Genomic DNA, 4,664 nt, shown 5'->3' with positions numbered 1-4,664 from the left:
GCGGCAGGGTGAGGAGGTATCGGCCGTCGAGCCCGCGGTCGGCGGCGGCGCGGGCGGCCGCGGAGAGCTCGCCCTGGCTGAGGCCGTCGAGCTCGGCCGCGGAGTCGAACACCACGGCGAGGTCGTTCGTGTCGCCCAGCAGGTTGCGCTCGAAGGTATTGGTGAGCACGGACAGGCGCTGGTTGAGGGCCGTGAGCTCGGCTTTGGCCGCGTCGTCGAGGCCCGCGCCCGCGTGCGTCATCTCGCGGTGGTACCGCTCCACGAGGTAGCGCTGCTCGGGGTCGAGGGGCAGAGCATGGCGCTGCTCGTGCACGCGTTCGACGCGCCAGAAGAGGGCCGCGTCGAGGGTGATTGCGTCCTGGTGCGCGGCCATGAGCGGCGCGAGCTGCTCGTCGATCTCCTGGATCTCCGGTGTCGCGTCGGCCGAGCTGACCGTGTAGAACGTGTGCGCCACGCGGTCGAGCAGCTCCCCGGACCGCTCGAGCGCCTCGATCGTGTTCTCGAACGTGGGCATCGATCGCACCCACGTGATGTTCGCGACCTCGGCGAGCTGCGCCGCGAACCCGGCCTGGAACGCCGAGAGGTAGTGCTCGGCGCGGATCGCCCGGTAGTCCGGCAGTCCGAAGGGAAGGGACGACGGCTGGAGGAGCGGGTTCGTGGCGTCGGTCATTCCCCGAGCCTAACGACCCGTGCCGAGCGCATCGTCGGCCTCGGTGCGCAGCCCGACCATCACGGCGCGCAGCGCGTCGACGACCACGCGGACGGACCGCCGGCGCAGGTTCTCCGGCCGCGCCAGGACGTCGATCATGCGGTGCGTGCTCACGCCACGCAGCGGGATGCGCACGATGTCCCGGTCGTCGACGCTGCGCGACGTGAAGCGCGGCAGCATGCCGAGCACCCCGCCCGCGGCGACGACGGCGGACACGGCGCCGTAGTCGTTGATGCGGTGGAGCACGTCGACCGGGCGCCCCGCGACGGCCGACACGGCGCGCAGCACGTCGTCGGGGGAGTAGCCGGTGCGGCTGGTCACCCAGCGCTCTGCCGCCACGTCGGCGGGCTTCAGGCTCGACCGCGTGGCGAGCGGGTGATCGGCGGCGACCGCCACGTCGAGCGGCTCGCGCACGAGCGTGACACTGCGCACACCCGCCGTTGGCCACGGATCGGAGTGCTCCATGCGATGCGCGAGCACCAGGTCGTACCGGGAGGTGAGGGCGGGGAACTCGCTCTGGGCGACGTCCTCGTCGGTGAGCTGCACGGTGGGCGCGGCATCCAGCGCGGACAGCTCACGCAGCAGCGGCCCGAACAGCGCCTGCCCGACGCTGTGGAAGCCGCTGAGGCTCACCACGCCCGTCGCCGCCTCCTCGAAGTCGTCGAGGGCGTGCCTCGCGGCGGCCATCGCGTCGATCGCCTCGGTGCCCGCCGCGGCCAGGACCTCTCCGGCCGCAGTGAGCACGAGCGAGCGTCCCTCGCGACGGGTGAGCGGTGTGGGGAACGCCCGCTGGAGGGCGGCGAGCTGCTGCGACACCGCGGACGGCGTGACGCGCAGGGCCTCGGCGACCGCGGTCACACTCCCGAGGGCGCCGAGCTCGCGGAGGATCTGCAACTGGTGGAGCTCCATCGCGATAGTTTAGCCAGCACTACAGGGACGATGCAGGATTTGCCGATTGTTCTACAGCGATGGATGCGCTGAGATCGAAGACATGAAGGCTTTGTTCAAGGAGGAGCCGGGCGCCGGACTCACCCTCGTCGACCGCCCCGAACCGACGGCCGGACCGGGAGACGTGGTCATCCGCGTGCTGCGGACGGGCATCTGCGGCACCGACCTGCACATCCACCGCTGGGACGACTGGGCGGCCTCCGCCATCTCGACCCCGCTCATCCCCGGACACGAGTTCTACGGGGAGGTCGTGGAGGTCGGGCCCCTGGTGCACGACATCGTCATCGGGGACCGCGTCTCCGGCGAGGGGCACATCGTGTGCGGCACCTGCCGGAACTGTCGCGCGGGGCGCCGGCAGATGTGCATCCGCACGATCGGTCTCGGGCTGCAGCGCGACGGGGCGTTCGCGGAGTACCTGTCGCTGCCTGCCGCGAACGTCTGGGTGCACCACGCCGACGTGACCCCGGAACTCGGGGCCGTCTTCGACCCCCTCGGCAACGCCGTGCACACGGCCCTGACGTATCCGCTGGTCGGTGAGGACGTGCTGGTGACCGGGTGCGGCCCGATCGGCCTCATGGCGATCGCGGTGGCGCGGCACGCCGGTGCGCGTTTCATCGCCGCGACCGATGTGAGCGCACCGCGGTTGGAGATGGCGCGGCGCATGGGCGCGGACGAGGTGGTCGACGTGTCGCAGCGCGACGTGCGCGACGCCCAGCGCGTGCTCGGCATGCGCGAGGGCTTCGACATCGGCTTCGAGATGAGCGGCGCGGCGTCGGCCCTCCCGGCCATGATCGACAACATGAACCACGGCGGACGGATCGCGATGCTCGGGCTGCCGAGCGCCGGCTTCGAGATCGACTGGGGCAAGCTCGTCACGCACATGCTCACGATCAAGGGCATCTACGGCCGCGAGATGTTCGAGACGTGGAACGCCATGGGCGCGATGCTGCAGACCAGCGCCGCGCTGCGCGAGGCGATCGGCCGCGTGATCGCCGACGTCGTGCCGGCGCGCGAGTGGGAGCGCGGCTTCGCGGCCGCGGAATCGGCGGGAACGGGCAAGATCATCCTCGACTGGACGGAGCTGTGATGTACGGAGACTTCAAGACCCATGTGGCGGCGGAGCTCGCCGGGATCGAGGAGGCCGGGCTCACCAAGCGCGAGCGCGGCATCCGCGGACCGCAGAGCGCGGAGATCACGGCCGACGGGACGCCCGTGCTGAACTTCTGCGCCAACAACTACCTCGGCCTCGCGGACGACCCCCGGATCCTCGCGTCGGCCACCGCCGCGCTGCAGGAGTGGGGATACGGGCTCGCGAGCGTCCGCTTCATCTGCGGCACCCAGGAGCAGCATCTGGAGCTGGAGCGGCGCCTGGCGGACTTCCTCGGGACGGACGACGCGATCCTCTACTCGTCGTGCTTCGACGCGAACGGCGGGGTGTTCGAGACGCTCTTCGCGGCGGAGGACGCGATCATCTCGGACGAGCTCAACCACGCGTCGATCATCGACGGGATCCGGCTCTCCAAGGCGCGTCGCCTGCGCTACCGCAACCGCGACATGGCCGACCTGGAGGAGCAGCTGCGGGCGGCGGCCGATGCCCGGTTCCGGGTGGTCGTAACCGACGGCGTGTTCTCGATGGACGGCTACATCGCGCCGCTGGCCGAGATCTGCGACCTCGCCGAGCGGTATGACGCGCTGGTGTTCGTGGACGATTCCCATGCCGTCGGGTTCGTGGGCGAGCACGGCCGCGGCACTCCGGAGCTGTGCGGGGTGTCGGACCGCGTCGACATCTACACCGGCACGTTCGGCAAGGCGCTCGGCGGCGCCTCGGGCGGGTACGTGGCCTCCCACGCCGACATCGTGGCGCTGCTGCGACAGCGGTCGCGCCCCTACCTGTTCTCGAACACGCTGGCCCCCGCGATCGTGGCGGGAACCCTGACGGCGCTCGACCTCGTCGAGGGATCCGCCGAGCTGCGGGCGCGACTGCGCGAGAACGCGGCGCTGTTCCGGCGCCGGATGACCGAGGAGGGGTTCGAGTTGCTGCCGGGGGAGCACCCGATCGTCCCGGTGATGTTCGGCGATGCGGCGAAGACGGCGCGGATCGCCCAGGCCATGCAGGAGCGGGGCATCTACGTGACCGCGTTCAGCTTCCCCGTCGTCCCGCGCGGGCTCGCGCGCATCCGCGTGCAGCTGTCTGCCGCGCACACGCCGGAGCAGGTGGAGGAGTGCGTCGCCGCGTTCGTGGCGGCGCGTGACGCGGTGGGCTGACGGGAGCGGATCCGGATGCAAAGAAACTCTTGCAAAGAATTGTTTGCAAGGGTATCTTTGCACTCATGACCGAACAGACCCAGGTGCGAACGCTCGACGCCGGAGCGCTGAAGGCCCTCGCCCACCCGCTTCGCGTGAAGATCTTCGACCTGCTCGCGTCGCGCGGCCCCCAGACCGCGAGTTCCCTCGCCGCGCTCGTGGGGGAGACCTCTGGTTCCACGAGCTATCACCTCCGCGCCCTCGCGGCGCATGACCTCATCCGCGAGGTCGAGGGCCGCGGCACCGCCAGGGAGCGCTGGTGGGAGCGGCCGAAGGGGCGCATCGACGTGCCGGGCCCGGACGACATGACCTCGCCCGCGAACCGCGCCGCCGCGCAGATCGTGACCTCCGAGTTCTTCCGGCTGCGGCACGAGACGCTGATGTCGTACCTGAACCGACCGGCGTCCGAGGTTCCCGACGGGTGGGGTGACGTGGGCATCACGCTCACCACGCACCTCGACGTGACCCCCGCCCAGGCACTCGCCCTGCGCTCGGAGCTGGAGGCCGTCATCCAGTCGGCGATCGAGCGGTACCGCGGCCAGACCGGGCCGGACGTGCGGCGGGTGTCGGTGCGCGCCGAGCTGTTCGACCTGCCGACGCCGCCGTCCGCGGCGGGGGCGGCCGAGCCGGGGTCCGCATCATGACCGCCGCCACGCTGCACCTCTCCGCCCCCACGCGCACGGAGCGGGGGCTGCTGCGCCTC

The 4,664-nt window shown here is 71.3% G+C and carries 4 protein-coding genes and 1 pseudogene; 3 read left to right on the top strand and 2 right to left on the bottom strand.

The window, feature by feature from the left end; genetic code table 11:
- Nucleotides 1-670, bottom strand: a pseudogene (locus tag DW309_RS01200) (M3 family metallopeptidase); the annotation flags it as partial.
- Between the two features lie 9 nt (nucleotides 671-679).
- Entirely contained in the window at nucleotides 680-1,618 is a 939-nt protein-coding gene (locus DW309_RS01195; RefSeq protein WP_136030896.1) for a LysR family transcriptional regulator, read from the bottom strand.
- A gap of 82 nt (nucleotides 1,619-1,700) precedes the next feature.
- On the opposite strand from DW309_RS01195, the gene tdh reads away from it, so the two are divergent.
- From tdh to DW309_RS01180, 3 genes are all read left to right on the top strand, one after another.
- A complete protein-coding gene (gene tdh, locus DW309_RS01190; protein ID WP_136044302.1) occupies nucleotides 1,701-2,744 on the top strand; it encodes an L-threonine 3-dehydrogenase, zinc-binding type in 1,044 nt (347 codons plus the stop codon).
- Nucleotides 2,744-3,922 carry a glycine C-acetyltransferase gene (gene kbl, locus DW309_RS01185; protein WP_136044301.1) on the top strand — a complete coding sequence of 393 codons (1,179 nt, stop codon included), beginning with the start codon at nucleotides 2,744-2,746 and terminating at the stop codon, nucleotides 3,920-3,922. The genes tdh and kbl overlap by 1 nt, the downstream gene beginning before the upstream one ends.
- Nucleotides 3,923-3,987: 65 nt before the next feature.
- Nucleotides 3,988-4,605 carry an ArsR/SmtB family transcription factor gene (locus DW309_RS01180; protein ID WP_136044300.1) on the top strand — a complete coding sequence of 206 codons (618 nt, stop codon included), beginning with the start codon at nucleotides 3,988-3,990 and terminating at the stop codon, nucleotides 4,603-4,605.
- The last annotated feature ends 59 nt before the right edge of the window (nucleotides 4,606-4,664 follow it).

The sequence above is a fragment of the Microbacterium sp. K41 genome, assembly GCF_004794395.1.
Lineage (GTDB): Bacteria > Actinomycetota > Actinomycetes > Actinomycetales > Microbacteriaceae > Microbacterium > Microbacterium sufflavum.
This window is presented reverse-complemented; position numbering and strand designations above follow the sequence as displayed.

What these genes read in the sequence shown, in the direction of transcription:
- DW309_RS01180 (WP_136044300.1), top strand. Translation starts at nt 3,988, where the DNA reads ATGACCGAACAGACCCAGGTGCGAACGCTCGACGCCGGAGCGCTGAAG.
- tdh (WP_136044302.1), top strand. Translation starts at nt 1,701, where the DNA reads ATGAAGGCTTTGTTCAAGGAGGAGCCGGGCGCCGGACTCACCCTCGTC.
- DW309_RS01195 (WP_136030896.1), bottom strand. Translation starts at nt 1,618, where the DNA reads ATGGAGCTCCACCAGTTGCAGATCCTCCGCGAGCTCGGCGCCCTCGGG.
- kbl (WP_136044301.1), top strand. Translation starts at nt 2,744, where the DNA reads ATGTACGGAGACTTCAAGACCCATGTGGCGGCGGAGCTCGCCGGGATC.